This window comes from Pantoea sp. Fr-CA_6 (assembly GCF_024520895.1).
GTDB lineage: Bacteria > Pseudomonadota > Gammaproteobacteria > Enterobacterales > Enterobacteriaceae > Pantoea > Pantoea agglomerans.
This window is the reverse complement of record NZ_JALNPO010000004.1, coordinates 178410-196318: the sequence shown is the minus strand read 5'-3', so window position 1 is coordinate 196318 and position 17909 is coordinate 178410. Positions and strand designations below refer to the sequence as shown.

Sequence of the window (17909 nt, the reverse complement as noted above, 5' to 3'; positions counted from 1 at the left end):
CCAGTGTCAGGAAGGGGGAAATTCCATCAGCGCCTCGGGATGCTGCACCACACGCCAGCCGAGCCGCTGATAGACCTGATGGGCATCCTGGGTTGAGAGCATCCAGCGATGCACCGTTTGCAGCTCCGGGTGTTCACGGACGCAGGTTGCCAGCCAACTGCCCAGCCCGTGACCGCGCCAGTTTTCATCAATCATTACGTCGCACAGCCAGCCAAACCGGGTGTAGTCAGTAATCAGTCGGGCAAAACCAATCTGTCTCTGCTGGTGATAGAGGCCAAACGGCAGTGAACCGGCAATCGCCCGCACGGTTTTGGCCAGCGGCTGGCCTTTGGCCCAGTAGGACTTCTCCGCCAGCTGGATGTGGATCCACGCCAGGTCGAGCTGCTGGCGGCTGGTGGAGACAGTGAACGCCTCGCGCTGCCACTGCTGGTCAGCAATCTGTAATGAGTCCATGACAACTCCTTGTATCGGTTGAAAACAGTGTAAAAGGGTTCGCCCAACGGTTGAGGCTGTAGCGCGCCACAGAACCGGCTGTTGCGACTGAATTTTGCGTCATGAAGAAATTTTATGCTGAGGGGGCGTCTGGCACATTAACGGGAGAAATGAAGCGGATGGGCGAACATAAGTGCGGCTGGTGTGAATCGCGAAAGAGCAGACAGATACAAGACAGGTGACGGCCCTCTCTCCACCGGTAAACATGGCGAGGGCGACGCCTGGCCGCCCGCTACACGCCGAACTCCACCGAATTGTGCTTGCCGATCAGCGATCGCAACGGCACGCTGCTTTTCATGATCGGGGATTTGATCACGATATAGCTGAAGTACTTATCGATGCCGATCTGAGCGTCGAGCATCTTCTCAATCACTTCCTGGTAATGTTCAATGCTGCGGGTAATAAAGCGCAGCAAATAGTCATAGCCGCCGGTAATCAGATGGCACTCCATCAGCTCATCGACGTCGCGCATCGCACTTTCAAATTTCATAAAGTCTTCGCGGCGATGGCCTGACAGAGTGACTTCGGTAAAGACCGTCACCGAATCGGTAATGCGGGTGAGATTAATGTGCGCTTCATAACCGGTGATAAAACCGGCCTGTTCCAGACGTTTGACCCGTTGCAGACAGGGACTGGGCGAAAGGCCTACGGCGTCGGCGAGGTTAACGTTGCTGATACGGCCATCTTTCTGGAGTTGCACCAGGATGTTGATGTCGATGCGGTCGAGTTTCATTAAGCCGTTCATAGCACCCCCCTCATTGTCAGAGCCTGTCCCGCCAGGCGTCATTGTTGCAGGCAGTCTGGAGACGGACAGCGCGGAACAACCGGTGCGTACATGGCGCACGTGAGGATTGTAAGCACTGACCAGGTTCAGACTGACAAATGAAATAGCCTGATGGGATAGAAGCTTAATTAAATGTGCAGAACCTCCCGAAGGTATATCACGCTTTACCGTAAACGCGCCAGCGCTTCGCAGTGGTTATACCAGCGGGAGATTTTCAAATTACTTTAACAATATCAATGAGGAATCGCACTTTATCCCAACCGGCCTGTGGCGCGGGCCAGCGCAATATCGAAGATATGCAGCGCCTCTTCCAGCTGTGAGTCGGTAGTGACCAGCGGCGCCAGGAAACGGATGGTGTTGCGATGCAGGCCGCATTTGATCAGCAGCAATCCCTCCTGGCAGGCGCTGTCGAGGATCTTCTGGGTTAAGGCCGCATCCGGGCGACCGGTTTCGAAATCGAGGATCTCCACCGCCTGCATAAAGCCTACGCCGCGGACGTCACCGATGCAGGCATATTTATCCGCCAGTTGCCGCAGTCGTGCATTGAGTTGCTCACCAAGCTGGCAGGAGCGCTGCAACAGGTTTTCCTGCTCAAACAGATCCAGTACCGCCAGCGCCGCCGCACAGGCCAGTGCGTTGCCGCCATAAGTACCGCCTAACCCGCCAGGCGTCGGTGCATCCATGATCTCCGCACGCCCCACCACACCGGAAATCGGCAGACCGCCGCCCAGGCTTTTCGCCAGCGTGACTAAATCGGGTTTGATACCCAGTTGCTGGAAGGCGAACATCGTGCCGGTACGCCCGAAGCCGGACTGGATTTCATCACAAATCAGCAGAATACCGTGCTGGCTGGTGATGCGGCGCAGCGCCTGCATAAATGCCGGGCCAGCGGGCAGGAAGCCGCCGTCACCCTGAACCGGCTCAATGATAATCGCCGCGACCCGCTCCGGCAGGATCTGCACCGCAAACAGTTGATCCAGCGCTTTCAGGCAGTCCGCTTCAGTAATACCGTGCAGCGGGTTCGGGAAGGGCAGACGGTAAATATCGCCGGGGAACGGGCCAAAATTCTGTTTGTAAGGCGCGGACATGCCGGTCAGGGTGATACCCAGCAGGGTGCGGCCATGAAACGCACCATCAAAAGCGATAATGCCAGAGCGCTGGGTGTGTGAGCGGGCAATCTTCACCGCATTTTCCACCGCTTCGGCGCCGCTGGTAAAGAAGACGCTTTTGTACGCCTCATCGCCGCCCACCAGTTTGTTCAGCCGCTGCGCCAGCTCGATGTAGCCCGGATAGGCCACCACCTGAAAACAGGCGTGAGACACCAGGCCGAGCTGGCGGGTCACCGCATTGACCACCGCCGGGTGATTGTGGCCGACATTCAGCACCCCGATGCCGCCGACAAAGTCGAGATAGCGATTGCCCTCCACGTCCCACACTTCACTGCCTCTGGCGCGTTCGATCACCAGCGGATGGGCGGTAACTACGCCGCGCGGCACATTCTGCTCGCGTGCATCCAGTAACAGGCTGTTATCGGAGTATGCTTGCTGCTCTGCCATGACATTCTGCATTTTAAACCCTCATCCACGTAACGTTCGGTTGGCTCAAGTATCGCAACCCGCTGGTTTGTCACGCTGCCGTAATTCCCCAGACAGCGGCATTTCCTGTCAAAATCCTGCGGCATTCAGCAGGGAAATTTCTCTGCCAGCGCCTGACGAATCAGCGTGACAAAAACGTTAACGCCATGCGGGATCAGCGCATCGTTGAAGTCGTATGCAGCATGATGCAGCGGCTTGCAGGGTGCCGATCCCAGCCACAGATAGGCACCGGGCCGCGCCTGCAGCATAAAAGCAAAATCTTCTGAGGTAAGTGCGGGCTGGGGCGCGGCCTCAGCCGTAATGCCCGCCTGCGTCAGCGCCTGCAGGCAAAACTGCGCTTCAGCATTACTGTTCAGGGTCGCCGGGTAGTAGCGCAGATAGCTGACCTCTGCGTGCAAACCGTGGGCGGCGGTGATGTGCTCCGCCATCTGACGCAGTCGTGCTTCAATCGTCGCCTGCGCTGCCGGGCTGAAAGTGCGCACCGTGCCGGTGATGTTCGCCTCCGCCGGGATCATGTTGTGCGAAAAGCCGCCCTGCATCCGGGTGACGGTGAGCAGCGCCGTTTCGCACGGATCCAGGGCGCGCGAGACCAGAGTATTCAGCTGCACCACCAGCTCGCTGGTCGCCAGCAGAGTATCGCGCGTCAGATGCGGCTGCGCGGCATGACCGCCTCCGCCCAGTACCCGGATATCAAAGCGATCAGCCGCTGCCATGATCGCGCCAGGGCGGGTCTGTACCTGGCCGAGCGGCAGTTCCGGCCAGTTGTGGATGGCGTAGACCGCCTCACAGGGAAAGCGGCTGAACAGGCCATCGTCAATCATTGCCTTTGCGCCCGCCAGCCCCTCTTCGGCGGGCTGGAAGATAAAGCAGACGCTGCCATCAAAGCTGACGTCGCGCGCCAGTTTTTCTGCGGCTCCCAGCAGCATCACGGTGTGACCGTCGTGGCCGCAGGCGTGGCTCACCTGCTCCAGGCGGCTTTGCCAGTCGGTGCCGCTCTGATCCTGCATCGGCAGCGCATCCATATCAGCCCGCAGGCCAATCATGCGTTCACTGCTGCCCTTTTTCAGTATCCCGACCACGCCGGTTTTACCGATGCCGCGATGCACCTCAATGCCCAGCTGTTGCAGAAAGTTCGCCACGATGTCGCTGGTGCGCTGCTCCTGAAAGCCCAGTTCCGGGTGCGCATGCAGGTCGCGGCGCAATGCCACCAGATGTTCCATCTTAATATCCTCGCGAACGATCAATCTCACCGTGCAGCGGCTCGCCACGCTGATGGCGCCGCAGGTTTTCCAGCAGTGCCGCAATGGCGCTCTCATTCTGCGTCTGGCTGGCGATGTGGGGTGTGAGCCAGATGGCGGGATGGCGCCAGAAGGGATGACCCGGCGGTAACGGCTCCGGGTCGGTCACATCGATCACGGCGGCACGGAGCTGCCCGCTCTCCAGCGCCTGCAGCAGATCGTCCTGATTCAGCTGGGGGCCGCGCCCGGCCTGCACCAGCGCCGCGCCCTGTGGTAGCTGATTAAACAGGGTGCGGTTAAGCAAACCCTGTGTGGTGTCAGTCAGCGGCAGCAGGCAGACCAGAATCTCGCTGTGCGCCAGAAACGCCCCGAGCTGATCGTCACCGTGCCAGCAGCGGACGCCGGGAATCTGGCGCGGTGTGCGGCTCCAGCCAGCGCAGTCAAAGCCCAGCGCCACCAGCTGTTGCAATGCGGCCTGGCCCAGTTCGCCCAGCCCCATGACGCCTACCCGACGCTGCGCGGCAGGTAATACCGCCTGTGCCAGCCACTGCTGCTGGCGTTGCTGATGAAAATAGCGCGGCATGTCGCGATGCAGGCCGAGTACCGCGAAGGTGACATACTCCACCATGCCCTGGGTCAGGCCTGGCTCTATCATCCTGATCACCGGCAGGTCGGGCGGCAGCGCGCCAAGATCAAACTGATCGGCCCCGGCACCCACGGAGAACAGCAGTTTCAGCCGGGGGAAAAGCGCGGTGATGTCAGCCGGTGGCTGCCAGGCGACCAGCGCCTCAACCTGCTCTGGATCGCCGGTCTCAGGCCAGATATGCAGCTGAATGTCAGGCGCATGCGCTGCCAGCCAGCGCTGCCAGATGCGGCCACGTTCCGGCTCCGATTTATAGACGATATGCATCAGGCCATCGCCTGCGTCATCAGTCCAAACGCCTGCATACCCTGCGGTGTCCAGGGCGTGCCGCGCACCATAGTCGCAGGCGCATCGACCTGAGGGATGCCGAGGCTCTGTAGCCAGGCGGCCATCGGCAGCGCGGCATCGGTGTCGATGCGCAGGAATTCCCCCTGCAGCGACTGCATCAGCGAGGCGACCAGCGCTTGCGCGACTGAAAAATCTGCCGCGATCACCGGGCCAATCGCCCAGCCGTGACCAAAGCGGCGCAGGCTGGCGAAGCCCTGAATTTGCTGTTGGTCATCCTGCAACAGCACCGTCTGGCAGTCGCGCAGCAGGTGGTCGAACAGTGCCGGACGATGCATACCGTGCGCCTGCTGATCCAGCGTCACCAGTGTGGCGTGATCGGCCAGTGTTGCCGGACGCAGCTGCAGTCCCGCCGGGATCACGACGTCTGGAAGGGTGGTCACTGCGCGGGTCTGGTGCTGGCGAATCTCACCGCAACTGACAAACCCGAGTTTTTCATACAAACCTTTGCCCATTTCGGTGGCGTGCAGACGCACATTACAGTCGGGTAATTTTTCCAGTTGCGCCAGCATCAGCTGTTTGCCAAGGCCACGCCCCTGCTGCTGGTTATCGACGATCACCAGCCCCAGCGTGGCGGCGCGCTCGCCCCAGCGCCAGAGCACCGCGCTCGCAATCAGCTTGCCCTGCTCTTCAATCACCGTGCCCTCGCCCAGCTGCAGCGCCAGCGCCCAGTCTTCACGTCGGTGGGGCCATTTCAGTGCCTGCGTTAAGGTGAAACAGGGGTCGAGATCGTCCGGCGTCATTGCGCGTATTTTCAGGCTCATTGCAGGTCTCCTTACATCATTCCTGGCGTTTCAAGTCCGCTGCCGTCAACCAGACGGCTGTAGCGATAAGGGGTGGGATCAACGACTGGCGTGGCTTCGGTCGCCAGATCGGCTGCCAGTCGTCCGGCACCTGGTCCGATACCGAAGCCGTGGGCGCTGTAGCCCGCCGATAGCACCAGCCCCGGCAGTTTCGCCACGGTGGAGATCACCGGAATCGCGTCCGGGGTGCTGTCAATCATGCCGCCCCACGACTGTGCCAGTCGCAGGTTCGCCAGCGCCGGATATTCACGCCGCATCGCCGCCAGCCCCTCTTCCACGATCGTTGCATCGGCTGCCGGATCGAGAATGCGCATGCGCTCAAACGGCGACTCGCGGTCAAATGCCCAGCCACCCATCGCTTCCGGGCCATTAAAGAACGGCGACAGGCCAAGATTCAGGGTGAGATTCTTGCGGCGACTTTTAAAGGTCGGATAGAACTGGCGGGCATAGCGCAGCCCCTGCGCGCCAGGTTCCAGACGCCCGCGACCCGAGACGGAGACGGTGTAACTGCCGTCCATTTGTGGCCGACAGGCAAATCCCGGCGTGTAAAGCGGCATGGCGATCGCCTGCTCAATGGGCTGCGTGCGGAAGGCGGTGCCAATCACGTTGCCCAGCGGCAGATCGATACCGTGACGACGGCAGAACATGGAGGTCCAGGCCCCGGCGGCACAGATCACCCGGCTGGTTTTGATCAGGCCGCGCTCGGTCCAGACGCCGCTGACCCGTCCGGCGGCGATATCCAGCCCGCGCACCGCGCACTGCTGAAACAGCAGCGCCCCTTTTTTCAGCGCGCCCGCCACCAGCCCGGGCGCGGCCAGCCGTGGTTCGGCGTGACCGTCGGTAGGCGCTGAGAGACCGCCCCGCCAGCTTGTGGTGCTGCCGGGCGTCATCGCTTTGGCCTGCTCCGCTGTGAGAATCGAACTGCGCACGCCATAGCCTTTTGCCATCTGGATCCACTTATCCCAGGCCGCGATGTCCGACTCTTCCTGCGTGGCATAAACCAGGCCGCTGCGGCGGAAACCCAGCTCTTCGCCGGTTTCATCGTTAAGCTCACCCCAGCGTTGCAGCGCATAAATAATCAGCGGCAATTCACGTTCATCACGGTTCTGCTGGCGACACCAGCCCCAGTTACGGCTCGACTGCTCCGCTCCTACCAGGCCTTTTTCGATTAGCACGACCTTCAGTCCCTGCTTCGCCAGCTCCCAGGTGGCGGCAGCTCCGGCGATACCGGCGCCAATCACCACTACATCGGCGGAATCGGGAAAATTCGCACTGTCCTGTACATAACGAATCGGTGCAGGCATAACAAGACTACCTCTGTTGTCAGTATCTGATCAGCGCAGAGCGATATCACCGCTGTGTGCTGACCCGCGCCGCCCGCGCATTACATCAGTGCTGTGCAGGCGGATTAATCAGGGTGCCAGTTGCTTCAGGCAACTCACTCTGCTTTTAAAATCTCTTCATGCTCATCCAGCCAGCCCTGACGCAGCTCCGGCACCGCGCGTTTCAGCCGCTCGAAATACAACTCGCTGGTCGGCTTGTCGTAGTCGCTGCGCACCAGCTGGGTGACAATGCGACCGCTTTTCATCACCACGATTTCATCACACACCGCGCGTACCGCATGCATGTCGTGGCTGATGAAGATCACCGAGAGTCCCAGTTCGCGGCGCAGTTCGCTGATTAAGTCGAGGACGGCGGCGGCAACCACCGTATCCAGCGCCGAGGTCACTTCATCACACAGAATCAGATCTGGCTCAGCCGCCAGCGCGCGCGCCAGATTAACGCGCTGCTTCTGCCCGCCGGAGAGCGCCCAGGGACGCCGCCACAGCACGCTGCGCGGGAGCTGCACCAGATCCAGCAGCTGATAAAGCCGCTGCTGTCGGGCCGCACCGCTCAGACCGTGAAACAGCGTCAACGGACGCGACAGGATGCGTTCAACGCTGTGGGCCGGGTTCAGCGCGGTGTCTGCCATCTGGAATACATATTGAATGCGGCGCAGCTCGTTGTCAGGCCGTTTTTGCATATCGCCCGAGATGTAGTGGCCGTTGAACAGAATATGGCCGTGGCTTGGAGCGTTGAGTCCGGCAATAGCGTGCGCCAGGGTGGTTTTGCCTGAGCCTGACTCGCCAATGATGCCAATCGCCTGCCCTTTCCACAGCCTGAGGTTGATATCTTCCAGAATGCGTATTTTCGGGTAGCCATCGCTGCCACGCGGACCATAACCTGCGCTGAGGTCGCGCACCTCAAGCAGCGGCTGAATATCGGCGGCAACCGGGCACCAGTTGCTGGGCCGCTCTTTCTGCCGCGCCGCCTCCATCAGTAAGCGGGTGTACTCCGCCTGCGGTGCGCCGATCAGATGCGCGGTGCTGCCATACTCCGCCATTTTGCCGCGCAGTAGCACCAGTATCCGGTCTGCCATCTGCGCCACCACGGCTAAATCGTGACTGACGTAAATCGCCGTGACGCCGCGCTGCACCACCACGCGGCGAAACGCCTTCAGCACTTCCACCTGCGTGGTCACATCCAGCGCGGTAGTAGGTTCATCAAGGATTACCACGTCAGGATCGCCAATCAGCGCCATCGCCGTCATCAGACGCTGCAACTGACCGCCCGACACCTGGTGCGGGAAGCGGTCGCCAATGGTCTCGGGGTTGGGCAGCGCCAGTTCGCGGAACAGCTCAATCGCTTTGGCTTTTGCCGCTTTGCGGGTCAGGGTGCCGTGGATAACCACCGGCTCAATCACCTGATCGAGGATCTTCATGCCCGGATTAAACGACGCTGCCGCGCTCTGGGCGATATAGGCGACTTTGTTGCCACGGAAAGCGCGCAACTGCCCCGGCGTCAGGCTGTTAACGTCGGTGCCGGCAACGTGAATGTTGCCTTCGGCGATGCGGCAGCCGCTGCGGGCGTAACCCATCAGCGCCATGGCGATAGTGGTTTTACCTGAGCCGGATTCACCAATCAGCGCCAGCACTTCGCCCTTCTGCACGGTAAAGTGAATGTCGGAAACCAGGTCGATCTCTTCGCCGCGATCGGTCTGCGCAGTGACGCGCAGTTTATCCACCGAAATCACCGGCATGGCGGTATGTGGTGTCACGTTCATGCTCCCTCCTTCGCCAGCGTCATCGGACGCATCGCCTGCAGGCTGTCAATAAACAGGTTGGCGCCAATGGTCAGGCTGGCAATCGCCAGCGCGGGCATCAGCACCGCAGGCGAGCCGTCAAACAGCCCCTGCATATTTTCACGCACCAGCGTGCCCCAGTCGGCGTAGGGCGGCTGAACACCCAGGCCGAGGAAGCTCAGACCGCTCAGCAGCAGCACGATGTAGACAAAGCGCAGACCAAAGTCAGTCAGCATCGGGTGCACCATGTTGGGCAGGATATCGTGAATGGCGATATACCAGCGGCTTTCGCCCCGCAGCCGTGACGCCCGGACGTAGTCCATGCTGCGCAGCGAGCTGGCCATGGCAAACGCGATACGAAATGCGCCCGGCCAGTAGGTGAAGACCGCCGTGAGGATCAGCATCGGCAGCGAGGAGCCAAATACCGCGACTATCATCAGCGACAGCACTTTGCCCGGCAGTACCAGCAGCGCGTCGTTGACGCGGCCCAGTACTTCCTCCAGCCAGCGCCCCGCCACCGCTGCCAGCAACGCCAGCAGCGTGCCGATCAGGCTGGCCAGCAGCGCCGCACTCAGCGCCAGACCGATAGAGAACTTCGCGCCATAGAGAATGCGGCTCAGCATGTCGCGCCCAAGGTAGTCGGTGCCCAGCAGGTTATCGGACGTCAGGCCGCCCATCAGCGGGCCGCCGCCGATGTCATCAATGCTGTGCGGGGCCAGCGGGGTGCCGAATACCGCCATCAGCAGCCAGAACAACGACATTATCAGACCCAGCCGTCCCGACCAGGAGAGCGACTGTAAGAAACGCCAGGGCAACGAGAGAATATTCATGCGCTTCTCCATTTCGGGTTAAAGGCGATAGTCAGAATGTCTGCCGCCAGCAGCAGGACCAGATAGCAGGCGGCGAACAGCATCACGCAGAGCTGCACCACCGGCAGGTCGCGGTTACTGACCGCATCCACCAGCTGGCTGGCGAGACCGGGATAGCTGAAGATAGTTTCGATGATGATCACCCCGCCAAACAGATAGGAGAGGCTGAGTGAAATGGCATTGGCGATGGGGCCGACCGCGTTAGGCAGTGCGTGACGCAGCACCGCTCTCAGCGGTGAAACCCCTTTCAGCAGCGCCATCTCCAGATAAGGACTGTCGAGCTGGTTGATAATGGCTGCCCGCGTCATACGTGCCATCTGCGCCACCAGCACGCAGCAGAGGGTCAGCACCGGCAGCGCATAGGCTTTGAGGTAACTCAGCAGGTCGCTATCCGGGCTGCCGAACGACATCGCCGAGACCCAGTGCAGCTTGACGGCGAAAATCAGTACCGCCACCGTCGCCACCAGAAACTCCGGCACGGCAACCGTCGCCATGGTGCCGATGACCAGCGCCCGATCGAGTCGGGAACCGCGATTCATCGCCGCAATAATGCCGATAATCAGCGCCAGCGGCACGCAGATCAGCGTGGTGATACCCGCCAGTTCAAAGGTGGCGGGAATGCGCTGCGCCACCAGCTGCGAGACCGGCAAATGGCTGGCAAACGAGGTGCCAAAGTCGCCCTGCACCATGCCTGTCAGCCAGTGGAAGTAGCGCATCAGCAAAGGCTGATCGAGACCCAGCTGCTGCCGTAACGCCGCCACCGTTTCCGGCGTGGCGTTCTGGCCGAGGATCATCTGCGCTGCGTCGCCCGGCAGCAGGCTGGTGATGAAAAACACCACCGCCGAGACGATAAGCAAAGTCAGGATGCCGGCACCAATTCGCCGGGCAATCAGGAACAGCATGTATCGGTTCATCGGCGTACTCCTTCCTCAAATAACGTATCAGGCGCTCAGCCACGCAAATTCATGGAAGCGATAGCCCATCATCATGCCTGACGGCCAGGCCTCCACCCCTTTGACCTTTTTGTTATAACCATCCGTGGAGCTGATAAAGGTCGGGATAAGGGTGCCGCAGTGGTCATAAATCAGCGTCTGCATATCGCCATACATCTGCTTGCGTTTCGCCTGATCGCGCTCACCGCGTGCCGCGACCACCAGTTGATCAAACTGAGGATTTTTCCAGCCCGATTCGTTATTCGGTGCGGTAGAGAGATAGAACTGTGAGAAGAGCATGTCGAGCGTCGGACGCGGATTTATCGAGCCATATCCCACCGGATCTTTCATCCAGTGCGAAGACCAGTAACCGTCATACGGCACACGTCGCACTTTGATGTTCAGCCCTGCCCCGCGCGCCATCTGCTGGATCATCTGACCGCCTTCATTTGCCCCTTCGATATTCGGCGTGGTGATAATCTCCACCGTGGAGCCGGCCATGCCCGCTTTTTTGATGTGGAACTTCGCTTTTTCAATGTCCAGCGCACGCGGTTTGAGATCGGCGTTATAGAGCGGATGCCACGGCGGCACCGGGGTGTCATTACTGACGTCGCCGTAACCCTGCAGCACCGTTTTCACCAGCATTTCACGTGGCTGCAGATATTTCATCGCCAGCACGAAATCTTCGTTGTTACCCGGCTTCACATCGGTGCGGATAATCAGGTTGGTGTACATGCCCGATTTACTCTCCAGCACGCCAAATTCGCTGCTGGCTTTGATGCGCTTGCAGTCGGCAGCGGTCAGCGTGGAAACCATCTGCAGATCGCCCGACATCAGGGCATTAACGCGCGCGGCGCCGTCGGTGACGCCGATGAGTTCTACCTCATCCAGATGCGGCAGACCAGGTTTGTAGTAGTTGGGGTTTTTGGTGCCGATGGTGCGCGTACCCGGCATAAATGTTTTGCAGACAAACGGACCGGTGCCGATGCCTTTGCTGAAATCTTTGGTGCCGTCCGGCACGATCAGAAATGGCGGCGTCGCCAGCATATAAGGGACGTCGAAGTTAGCGCTGCTCAGCTCCAGCTGCACCTCGTTATCATTGACCGCGCTGAAGGTTTTGAACTGATCGGCGAGCTTAAAGGCGATAGAGGCGATGGCCGGATCTTTGTGACGGCTGAGCGAGTAAATGACATCTTTGGCGGTCAGCGGTTTGCCATCATGGAAAGTGACCCCCTTACGCAGTTTGATATGCCAGGTAATGCCGTCGCTGGATTCCAGCGATTCGGCCAGCGCCGGTTGCGCCATCAGGTTTTTATCCAGTTCGGTCAGGCCGCTGTAGAACATGAACTGGCGGGTGTAATCCGCACTGTTGTTACTTTTGGCCGGATCAAGTGTATCGGTGGCCGAGGCATTCGACATCGCCGCCCGCAGTTTACCGCCCCTGACCGGCTTGTCATCCGCCAGTGCGGCCCCTGAAAAAGTGATCAGGCCGCTGCTCATCACCGCACCGGCTGAGAGCATTTTCATCAGGCTGCGACGTGACAATGAACCTTCGGTGATCATGCGCGTCAGTGCCGGATTTACCGCATCAGCGTCGTTATTATCAAATTTACTCATCTCTGTACCCTCAATAGTCAGGCGAACCGGGGATCATGTTCTGGCGGTGCTGATGACCTGGCGGTCAGCACCCGACGGGACGTTATGAAAGGCGATCCTTTGCTTTGTAATAGAGTCCTGCGAGCGGTAAAAACCATGGCTTGCCGTGATAACCGGGCAGCGCAGGCCATGTATCGCGCTGCCAGGGATTTTCAGTGCGCTTTTCAGCCAGCAGACTGGCCATGACGCGTCCCATCCACACCGACATCTGGGTGCCGTGACCGCTGTAGCCCAGCGAATAGAAGAGGCCATCCTGTTCACCCGCGTGCGGCAGACGGTCGGCGGTCATGTCAACCATACCGCCCCAGCAGTAATCCACCTGCGACTGGCCAAGCTGTGGCAGCATCTGCGTCATCGCCCGGCGCAGGATCTCACCGCTACGCGAGTCCGACGTCGGGTTGCTGACGGCAAACCGCGCCCGCCCGCCAAACACCAAACGGCGATCGGCCGTGGTACGGAAGTAGTTGCCGATATTCAGTGAGGTGACGTAGGTGCGATCCTTTGGCAGCACCTGGCGCAGCAGCGCCGGGTCGAGCGCCTCCGTCACCACGATAAAGCTGCCGACCGGCACAATGCGGCGCTGAAACCAGGGAAAAGGGCCGACGTTGGAGCAGCCGGTCGCCATCAGCACTTTGTCCGCCAGAATGGTGCCCTGCGCGGTCTCTACCCGATGCTGATAACCCTTCAGGCGTTCTAGCTTCGTCACGGCGTGGTGCGGAAAAATCTTCGCGCCGCTGCGGGCGGCGGCCTCAGCCAGCCCGACGCCGAACTTGCCCATGTGCATCTGACCGCCACGCTTCTGCAGCAGGCCGCCATGAAAGTCATCGCTGGCGATCTCGTCACGCACTGCGGTTTTGTCGAGCAGTTCGATCTCCGGGTCAACGGTGCGCCGCATCAGCTCATACGCTTCCTGCAGCCCGGCCACATGCGACGCTTTGCTGGCGAGCTTGAGTTTGCCGCACAGCCGGAAATCGCAGTCGATCGCTTCATCCTGGATCAGTTGCTGGACATAGCTCACCGCCTCATCAAATGCCCGATAGAAGCGGCTGGCCTGCTCCAGACCCTGGCTCGCCACCAGCGAGGCGAAGTTCTGCGCCACACCGGTGTTGCAGTGGCCGCCGTTGCGCGCCGAGGCCTGACTCATCACGTCGCCACTCTCCAGCAGCACAACGCTGATGCCGCTGCGCGCCAGGTTCAGGGCCGCCGAGATGCCGGTGAAGCCACCGCCAATCACCACCACGTCCGCCTGTGCGGGCAGCGGTTCGCGTGCGGCACCGGTAAAGGCCGGAGCGGTGGCCTGCCAGAACGATTCCAGTTTCATGGGGTGTTCCTCAGAGTCCGACGACGCCAGGCAGGCCGCCGATATCGTTGATTTCGGTGTACTGGTAATAAGGATTCGCCGGTTCATGACCGCGATTAACCCAGACTTTGTTTTTGATGCCGAGATCGTGGGCAGTCATCAGGTCATAGCGAAAGCTGGAGGAGACGTGCAGGATCTCCTCCGAGCCGCAGCCGAGCTTATCCAGCATGTACTCGAAGCCCTTCATCTGTGGTTTGTAGGCCCCCGTCTCTTCTGCCGTGATAGCCATATAGATAGGTGCGCCCAGACGCGGTTCGTGATGCGGGATCAGGTCTTTCATCGAGTTGGTCAGCAGCACCAGCGGAAACTCCTTAGCCACCTTTGCCAGCCCGGCGGGCACGTCGGGATGCGGACCCCAGCTGGCGCAGTCGGTGTAGATAAAGTCGCTGTCGGCTTTGTCCCAGCGGACGCCCCACTTTTTGCAGGTGCGCTGCAGGGCATTACTCACCACGTCGTAGTAGGGTTTCCACGCGCCGAGCACCTCATCCAGCCGGTAGCTGGAAAAGTCGGTGGTAAAAGCGTGCATTGCGTCCGGGTCGACGCGGTCGCTGAAACAGCGCTGCGCGGCACCCGCCATATCGAAGCGAATCAGCGTGCCGTAACAGTCAAACGTGATGAATTTCGGTTTAAACAGTGCCATGTAACACCCTCGTCATTGTCAGTTGCGCTTAGAAATCGATGAGTACACTCTTCTGGCGCTGGCAGGCCTGAAACGCCTGGCGGCCTAAATCTTTACCAATGCCGGAGCCGAGAAAGCCGCCGGTCGGAATGATGAAGTCGCCGGAGCGGCCATAGCGGTTGATCCAGACGGTGCCCGCGTCAATGGCGCGCATTGCCCGCAGCGCGCGCGGCAGACTCAGGGTGTGAACACCGGCGCAGAGGCCATAGGTGTCATGGGCGGCCATCGCCAGTCCCTGCTCTTCATCATCAAACGTCTGCACCGTCAGCACCGGACCAAAAATCTCCTGCTGGACCGCCGGGTTATCCTGCGCCACGTGACTCAGCAGCGTGGGCTGCCAGAACCAGCCGTCGTCGGTGTCGGCAAAACGCTCACCGCCCACCAGTACTTCTGCGCCCTGCGCTTTTGCCGCCTCAATAACCGAGCAGACTTTGTTGCCCTGTCGTTCGTCGATCAGCGGTGCGTAGCGGCTGCCCTCCTGCCAGGTGACGCCCGGTTTAACCTCCCGGCAGAGCTGAGCCAGCCGCTCAACCAGCGGATCGGCAATGTTGCGCTGCACAATAAGACGGGTGCCCGCCACGCAGGCCTGACCGCCGTTGGCGGTGAAGCCGCGCAGAATCCGCTGGGCCAGCACCTCAAGGTCACCCGCGTCATCAAACACCAGTTGCGGACTTTTGCCGCCCAGCTCCAGCGTCACCGGCTTCATGCCGTTTTGCGCGGCATCGCTCATGATGCGCGCGCCAGTCAGGGTCGAGCCGGTAAACGAGACTTTGCGCACCAGCGGATGTTTTACCAGCGCGCTGCCGGTCACCGCGCCACTGCCCTGTACAATGTTCAGCACGCCGGCCGGCAAGCCCGCCTGAATGGCCAGTTCGGCCATGCGCACGGTAGAAAACGGGGTCAGTTCAGAGGGTTTAAGCACCACCGCATTGCCCGCCGCCAGCGCCGGTCCGCATTTCCACGACGCCATCGACAGCGGGAAATTCCACGGGGTAATCGCGGCGATAACGCCATAAGGTTCGGCAATTAGCATGCCCAGGCTGCTGTCGCGGGTGGGAAAGAGATCCCCGCTGTATTTGTCAGCGCATTCGGCATAGAAGCGAATCGCTTCGGCGGTAAAAGGAATTTCGTGCAGCACCACGTCATTGATCGGCCGGGTGGAGCCCAGCGCCTCCAGCTGTGCCAGCAGCGCGTCCTGCTCAATCAGATCGGCCCAGCGGCGCAGTACCCGTCCGCGTTCGCGCGGCGGACAACCGGACCAGCCGCTGCTTTTCAGCGCCTGATGCGCCACAGTCACGGCACGATCGACATCCTGCAGCGTGGCGTCCTGCAGCGTGGCATAGACCCTGCCATCCGATGGACGTTTAACCTCAAAGGATGCGCCCTGGCTCTGGCAGTGCTGGCCGCCAATATAATGGCCAGCTGGAAGAGAAACTTTTTCCGGGTCGAAACTTAACATGGAAGAATTCCTTATTTGTTACACCCATCAGTTGCTGGTTTATTAGCGTTTAAAACTGCCGGTTTCTGCGCTGTTAATAAGCTAATGCAGAAAGTATGCCAGCCGGGCAAAAAATAAAAATGCGTTTAAAACAGTGCAAAAAAATTTTCTGCCGTATTGGCGGTAGATTTTTTGTGGAATTGCCGAACAATTAAACAGATGATTTACTTCACAAAATTTATGCGCCCTGCTGGTGCAACCTGCACGGAAATTGCACCAAAGCGGATATTTCGGGTCAGGCGGCTCATTCCGGTTCACATGACCCGCCGATTTAACGACCCGCTTCACATCCCTGATAAATTCTTTAATTTTTCAGAACAATTATTTGACGCCCGTAAGTTTTTACGGAGCCTCAGGCAAAAAAAAGCCAGCCGGATTATCCGGCTGGCTTTTTTCATTTTTAGTTACAGACTGCCAATGTGAAATGTTTTCTGTTCCAGATATTCTTCAATTCCGTAGCGGGAACCTTCCCGGCCAATACCGGAGAGTTTCACGCCGCCAAACGGCGCGACCTCCAGGGAAATAGCGCCGGTATTAAAGCCGACCATGCCAAACTCCAGCGCCTCCGCTACCCGCCATGCGCGCCGGATGTTCTCGGTAAAGAAATAGGCACCCAGGCCGTAGGGCGTGTCATTTGCCATCGCGATTGCCTCCTCTTCATCATCGAAGATAAACAGCGGCGCGACCGGACCAAACGTCTCTTCATGGGCGATGCGCATGGTGGCGGTGACCTCACCGAGCACCGTGGGCTGCACAAAGGTCCCGTTGCCCTGGCTGATGCCGCCGGTCAGCAGCTTTGCACCCTGACTGAGCGCATCATCGATATGACCGTTCACTTTCTCCACCGCGCGGCTGTTGATCAAAGGACCAATAGTGCTGTCGGGCGCAAAACCATCCCCCACTTTCAGGGTGGCGACCGCCTCCAGCAACCGGGCGGTGAAACGCGGATAGATACTTCGCTGCACCAGGATGCGGTTAGCGCAGACGCAGGTTTGTCCTGCGTTGCGGAACTTGCTGAGCATGCCCCCCGCGACGGCAATCTCAATATCGGCATCATCAAACACGATCAGCGGCGCGTTGCCACCCAGCTCCAGACTCAGGCGCTTGATGCTGTCGGCGCTCTGTTGCATCAGTAACTGTCCGATGCGGGTTGAACCGGTAAAGGAGATTTTACGTACCGTGCGGCTTTCAGTCAGCGTCGCGCCAATCTCCGTGGGCAGGCCGGTCAGCACCTGCAGCACGCCGGACGGGAAGCCGGCGCGCTCTGCCAGCACCGCCAGTGCCAGCGCCGACAGCGGCGTCAACTCAGAAGGTTTAACAATAATCGGGCATCCGGCGGCCAGCGCGGGCGCCACCTTGCGGGTGATCATCGCAATCGGGAAGTTCCACGGCGTGATTGCGGCGGCAACGCCTACCGGCTGTTTCAGCACCAGGATGCGCCGGTCCTCGCTGGGCGCGGGAATGGTGTCGCCATAGATGCGGCGTGCCTCTTCCGCGAACCATTTCACGAAGCTGGCTCCATAGAGCACTTCGCCTCTGGCTTCCGCCAGCGGTTTGCCCTGCTCGGCGGTCATGATAATCGCCAGGTCGTCAGCGTGTTCAATAATCAGTTGATGCCACTTTTCCAGCAGCGCGGCACGGCTGGCATTGGTAGTTTTGCCCCAGCTGATGCGCACCGTTTCCGCATAAGCTATCGCCTGCCCGGTTTCTGCCCGACCCAGTGCCGGAATCGTCGCCAGGGTTTCGCCCGTGGCGGGATCGGTAACCGGCAGCGTGGCGCCCTGATGCGCATCCTGCCAGCGTCCATTAAACAGCGCCTGCTGGCGCAGCAGATCGCTATCGTTAAGTTGTAGTCGCGACATATCATCCCCTTGTGGTCAGCTGATTCCACTTT

At 60.0% G+C, this 17909-nt stretch carries 15 protein-coding genes; all 15 read right to left on the bottom strand.

Translation table 11 applies throughout. The annotated features are described in order from the left end of the window. Positions 1–6: 6 nt before the first annotated feature. On the bottom strand, positions 7–453 hold the full coding sequence (locus NR201_RS09475) for a GNAT family N-acetyltransferase (RefSeq protein ID WP_010247848.1): 447 nt from the start codon (positions 451–453) through the stop codon (positions 7–9). 271 nt (positions 454–724) lie between these two features. Continuing rightward, entirely contained in the window at positions 725–1237 is a 513-nt protein-coding gene (locus NR201_RS09470; protein ID WP_010247853.1) for an Lrp/AsnC family transcriptional regulator, read from the bottom strand. 290 nt (positions 1238–1527) lie between these two features. Continuing rightward, positions 1528–2844, bottom strand: a complete 1317-nt coding sequence (gabT, locus tag NR201_RS09465; RefSeq protein ID WP_010670905.1) for a 4-aminobutyrate--2-oxoglutarate transaminase — start codon at positions 2842–2844, stop codon at positions 1528–1530. Positions 2845–2957: 113 nt separating this feature from the next. Further along, positions 2958–4091, bottom strand: coding sequence for a M20 aminoacylase family protein (locus NR201_RS09460; protein ID WP_172608030.1), 1134 nt, complete (start codon positions 4089–4091; stop codon positions 2958–2960). A 1-nt stretch (position 4092) separates the two neighbouring features. After that, a complete protein-coding gene (locus NR201_RS09455) occupies positions 4093–5019 on the bottom strand; it encodes a glyoxylate/hydroxypyruvate reductase A (RefSeq protein ID WP_256849700.1) in 927 nt (308 codons plus the stop codon). Continuing rightward, on the bottom strand, positions 5019–5861 hold the full coding sequence (locus NR201_RS09450; protein ID WP_256849699.1) for a GNAT family N-acetyltransferase: 843 nt from the start codon (positions 5859–5861) through the stop codon (positions 5019–5021). The genes NR201_RS09455 and NR201_RS09450 overlap by 1 nt, the downstream gene beginning before the upstream one ends. Before the next feature lie 11 nt (positions 5862–5872). Beyond that, positions 5873–7204 carry an FAD-binding oxidoreductase gene (locus NR201_RS09445; RefSeq protein ID WP_010247869.1) on the bottom strand — a complete coding sequence of 444 codons (1332 nt, stop codon included), beginning with the start codon at positions 7202–7204 and terminating at the stop codon, positions 5873–5875. Between the two features lie 134 nt (positions 7205–7338). Further along, positions 7339–9003 (bottom strand): ABC transporter ATP-binding protein, encoded by a 1665-nt coding sequence (locus NR201_RS09440; protein ID WP_256849698.1) that lies wholly within the window; start codon positions 9001–9003, stop codon positions 7339–7341. Next, positions 9000–9851 (bottom strand): ABC transporter permease, encoded by an 852-nt coding sequence (locus tag NR201_RS09435; protein WP_010247873.1) that lies wholly within the window; start codon positions 9849–9851, stop codon positions 9000–9002. Before NR201_RS09435 ends, NR201_RS09440 begins: the two co-directional genes overlap by 4 nt. Next, complete coding sequence (locus NR201_RS09430; RefSeq protein WP_010247875.1) at positions 9848–10804, bottom strand: ABC transporter permease; 957 nt, start codon at positions 10802–10804, stop codon at positions 9848–9850. Before NR201_RS09430 ends, NR201_RS09435 begins: the two co-directional genes overlap by 4 nt. 27 nt (positions 10805–10831) lie before the next feature. Continuing rightward, a complete protein-coding gene (locus tag NR201_RS09425; RefSeq protein ID WP_033758289.1) occupies positions 10832–12439 on the bottom strand; it encodes an ABC transporter substrate-binding protein in 1608 nt (535 codons plus the stop codon). 82 nt (positions 12440–12521) lie between these two features. Next, positions 12522–13799: an FAD-binding oxidoreductase gene (locus NR201_RS09420; protein WP_010247879.1), complete on the bottom strand. Its 1278-nt coding sequence runs from the start codon at positions 13797–13799 to the stop codon at positions 12522–12524. A gap of 10 nt (positions 13800–13809) precedes the next feature. Next, complete coding sequence (locus tag NR201_RS09415; RefSeq protein WP_256849697.1) at positions 13810–14478, bottom strand: haloacid dehalogenase type II; 669 nt, start codon at positions 14476–14478, stop codon at positions 13810–13812. A 28-nt stretch (positions 14479–14506) separates the two neighbouring features. Beyond that, positions 14507–15976: an aldehyde dehydrogenase gene (locus NR201_RS09410; protein WP_163850249.1), complete on the bottom strand. Its 1470-nt coding sequence runs from the start codon at positions 15974–15976 to the stop codon at positions 14507–14509. A gap of 443 nt (positions 15977–16419) precedes the next feature. Continuing rightward, on the bottom strand, positions 16420–17877 hold the full coding sequence (locus NR201_RS09405) for an NAD-dependent succinate-semialdehyde dehydrogenase (RefSeq protein ID WP_256849696.1): 1458 nt from the start codon (positions 17875–17877) through the stop codon (positions 16420–16422). Positions 17878–17909 lie beyond the last annotated feature (32 nt).